Raw genomic sequence first — 3,328 nt, 5'->3', positions numbered from 1 at the left:
GCCCTGGCAAGCGGGTGCTCCGAGTAGTTCTCTGCAGCCGCCGCCAGCGCCAGCACGTCCATGTCCGCGTGCGTCGAGCCGCCTGCAGACACTGCCTGCTTTAGCGCAACCACGTCGGTCACCTGCGGCCTGCCTGCGGTGAGGGTGCCTGTCTTGTCAAAGACTGCGACTTTGACCTTGCTCAGCGTTTCAATGGCGTCGCCGGACTTGAACATGACCCCGTTTGCCGCGCCCTTGCCCATCCCCACCATTATGGCAGTCGGGGTCGCAAGACCCAGTGCGCAGGGGCAGGCAACGACCAGTATCGCCACTGCCGGGATTATCGCCGACTCGGTCCCTGCCGCAAGATACCATGCGCCAAAGGTGCCAAGCGCCGCCGCCATCACCGCGTACGCGAAATAGCCGGCGACTTTGTCGACGAGTTTCTGCATCGCCGGCTTTTTCCCAGTAGCCTCTTCCACCAGTTTCACGACCTGTGAGAGGAACGAGTCTGCGCCCACTTTTGTCGCCTTGACAAGCAGCATGCCTTCGCGGTTGACTGTGCCTCCAATGGCGCTGTCGCCTGGCTTTTTGTGGACCGGGGCCGACTCGCCGGTGACCATAGACTCGTCGACTGCAGACTCGCCCTGCACCACTGCCGAGTCGACCGGTATCTTTTCCCCCGGCCTCACTATGACAATATCTCCGGGCTGTATCAGCTCGATTGGCGTTTCAATCTCGCTCCCGTCGGATTTTTTCACCCTCGCTGCCTTTGGCTGTAGCTCTAGCATCTTGCGGATGACTGCGCTCGTCTTTCCCTTTGTTTTTAGCTCAAGGTACTTGCCCAGCAGTATGAAGGTGACCACGAGCGCTGACGCGTCGTAATAGATGCCGTGCCACATCGGCTCTGGAAACGTGTTGTACGCGCTGAACACGTACGCGGCGGTGGTGCCAAGGATCACCAGCGTGTCCATGTTTGCCGACCCCCTCCGCGCTATCCTGAAAGCGCCAGCGTAGAACCTGCCACCTGCGGCAAACTGCACGACCGAGGCCCCTGCAAACGCGATATACGTGGCAATGTTTGTGCCTGCAAGAGGGATGCCAAAGAATTCCGGATAGCTGTATAGCACCACCGGCACCGCAAACGCGGCCGCCATGATGAACAGTTTGTAAAGTTTCCGCGCCTCGATGTCGTAGGCGCTCTCCTGAGCCGTCTCGCTCAGGACCGCGTAGCCATAGTCGCCAATCTTTTTGCGAATGTCTGCAAGCGACGCAAGAGCGCCGTTGTACGAAACGTTGACCTGCATGCTGCCGTAATTCACGGACGCCGTGCGCACCCCCTCCATCTTTGCCAGGCCCTGCTCAAGGCGCTGGGCATCAGACGAGTCAGTGATGCCCTCTACCTTTAACGATATATTTTCATAGACTACCTTGTAGCCAACATCGCGCACCGCCTTTTCGATTTCATCGATGCCGACCCGGGCAGGGTCGTACTCGACTGCCGCCTTTTCACTTGCAAGGTTCACCTCTACCTTTGACACGCCCTCGATTGTGGAGACGTGCCTCTGGATCGAGTTGACGCACCCTGCGCAGTGCATCCCGCCTATTTTCAAGAGCGTGCGCTTTTGCTCCACTGCCATTACTGGCGCCTGTCTGCTATTTAATCACCCGACTTTACAATTGTAAAGACCGCACGAACTCTCGCAGCTGGCGCGCGTCGTCCCTGTACGCCTTTACCACTACGTGCGAGCCGCCCGGGCATACGACAGTGACAATGACTATGTTGACCTCTGCGTCTGACGCAAACATGGCCGGCTGCACCTTGGCGACTTTGCAACCTTTGTCAATGAGTGCCTTTAACTCGTCGATTGCAGCCATGTTGTGCGTTCCGCCTGGCAGGCAATAAACCTTGAAAATTTATTACCTGTAATGACAGGAATAGCCGCATGCCTCTTTCCCATGACGACAAGCTGGTGCTCCTGCAGCACGCAATAGCAAAATACGACTCGGAAAACGTCTTGAAGGAAAAGCTGAAAGAAGTGCTTGCTGCAAAGGAAGTCGAGAGGGGCATCGACACCCTGATAGCGACCCAGCGGGTGCGCAGGATAGGCCCGGACATCATACAGAACAACGTCAGCGCGATGGGCGAGCTGCCAGAGCTACCAGACCACCTGAAGAAAATAGCTGAGAAGCTATAGGCCTGTTATTGCCACCCTGTGCCTGGCGCCGTGGCCATAATTCACTGACAGCAGCGTCTCGCCAGTCGTCATGTCTCTGGTCACCTTAAAGTCGTCCGTCGCCTTGCCGTCTATTGTCACCTGGTACGGCCCGCTGGCCATTGCGCCGATTGATACCTCTGCTACGCCCCTTATGCCCTTTTTGCCTGCCACGTCAAAGGACAGGCCTGCCTTGCCCAGCTCGGCATCGCTGATGCTGGATGTGGTGTCTATCCTGACAGTCGCCTGCTTGCCGCCGGCCACCTTGTGCAGCACGCCGTGCATCCCTGACAGCTTTTTTACCGCCGCCTTCATGTCTATCGCCGTGTAAAGCAAGAGCGTGCCGACTGATTTTTCAAACGCGGCAATGTGAGCGTCATAGTCGTTGCTGGATTCTGCGCTGAACCTTATGACGATGATGTTGTCGCGGGTGGCAATGGCATACGTCTTGGTCTTGCTATAGTCCTGGTCGTCGCATTCCTTGACTACTTCAGACGCGCGCACCTTGGCGACAAGCACGTAATTGCGTGCAAGCTCTTTGCAGGCCGCGTCGCTGTTGAGGCTGTAGCTGTATTCGGGGTCCTGCCAGATCTCTTTTGCCTTCAGCGCTCCTGTCGACATTATCGCCATGTTTACCGCCGGCCATTTCCCTCCCGGGACCATGCCTGTCGGGCTCACGATGGGAAATCCAAGGCCGTCGGTGCCCGTCCAGCCCTGCGGCAGGTCTATTATCAGGCCCGTCCTGGCGTTTTTGTACCGCCCGGCGACCTCTCCGCTGCCCTGGGCGTACGCTGGCAGCATTGCAAGCGACACGACCAGGATTGCAGCGGCTAACAGCCTTAGCACGGCTAACGATTGCCCGGGCGCTCAATAAGGGGCAACATGTCAAAAACAGACAGACACTAGGGCAGAGATGCGATGCACTCGGACATTATCCTCGCCGCCAGGTATGCCGTCATGTCGTTGAGGTCATAGTCCGGCGACAGCTCGACTATGTCAAAGCCGGTGACGTTGCACGTGCTCATCACCTTTGTCAGCATGTAGAGCAGGTCTGCCGTCGCAAGCCCGCCGGGCGACGGCACGGAGACGCCCGGCGCAGACGCAGGGTCGACGCAGTCAAGGTCTATTGAAAC

Annotated in this window: 5 protein-coding genes; 1 reads left to right on the top strand and 4 read right to left on the bottom strand. The window is 57.9% G+C overall.

Annotated features, from left to right (window positions below):
* Positions 1-1,619: heavy metal translocating P-type ATPase (locus ACREAY_RS10880; RefSeq protein WP_431755793.1), on the bottom strand; the 1,619-nt coding region annotated here is incomplete at its 3' end.
* Positions 1,620-1,653: 34 nt separating this feature from the next.
* The gene (locus tag ACREAY_RS10875; RefSeq protein WP_431755792.1) at positions 1,654-1,857 is read right to left on the bottom strand and encodes a hypothetical protein; all 204 of its coding nucleotides are present in this window, start codon (positions 1,855-1,857) and stop codon (positions 1,654-1,656) included.
* Positions 1,858-1,925: 68 nt separating this feature from the next.
* On the opposite strand from ACREAY_RS10875, the gene ACREAY_RS10870 reads away from it, so the two are divergent.
* Positions 1,926-2,177 (top strand): hypothetical protein, encoded by a 252-nt coding sequence (locus ACREAY_RS10870; RefSeq protein WP_431755791.1) that lies wholly within the window; start codon positions 1,926-1,928, stop codon positions 2,175-2,177.
* Here the strand turns inward: ACREAY_RS10870 and ACREAY_RS10865 are convergent.
* Positions 2,172-3,041: a hypothetical protein gene (locus tag ACREAY_RS10865; RefSeq protein ID WP_431755790.1), complete on the bottom strand. Its 870-nt coding sequence runs from the start codon at positions 3,039-3,041 to the stop codon at positions 2,172-2,174. The two genes, ACREAY_RS10870 and ACREAY_RS10865, sit on opposite strands and share 6 nt — an antisense overlap.
* A 56-nt stretch (positions 3,042-3,097) precedes the next feature.
* Positions 3,098-3,328, bottom strand: a 231-nt coding sequence (locus ACREAY_RS10860) for an arginase family protein (protein ID WP_431755789.1), incomplete at its 5' end; no start/stop codon positions are given.

Origin of the sequence: Nitrososphaera sp., assembly GCF_050748925.1 — an archaeon.
Taxonomy (GTDB): Archaea; Thermoproteota; Nitrososphaeria; order Nitrososphaerales; family Nitrososphaeraceae; genus Nitrososphaera.
Note: the sequence above shows the minus strand (reverse complement) of the source record. Positions and strands in the feature narration are given on the sequence as shown.

Bases quoted from the DNA above. Each gene is read 5' to 3' on its own strand.
- ACREAY_RS10870 (WP_431755791.1), top strand. From the start codon at position 1,926: ATGCCTCTTTCCCATGACGACAAGCTGGTGCTCCTGCAGCACGCAATA.
- ACREAY_RS10875 (WP_431755792.1), bottom strand. From the start codon at position 1,857: ATGGCTGCAATCGACGAGTTAAAGGCACTCATTGACAAAGGTTGCAAA.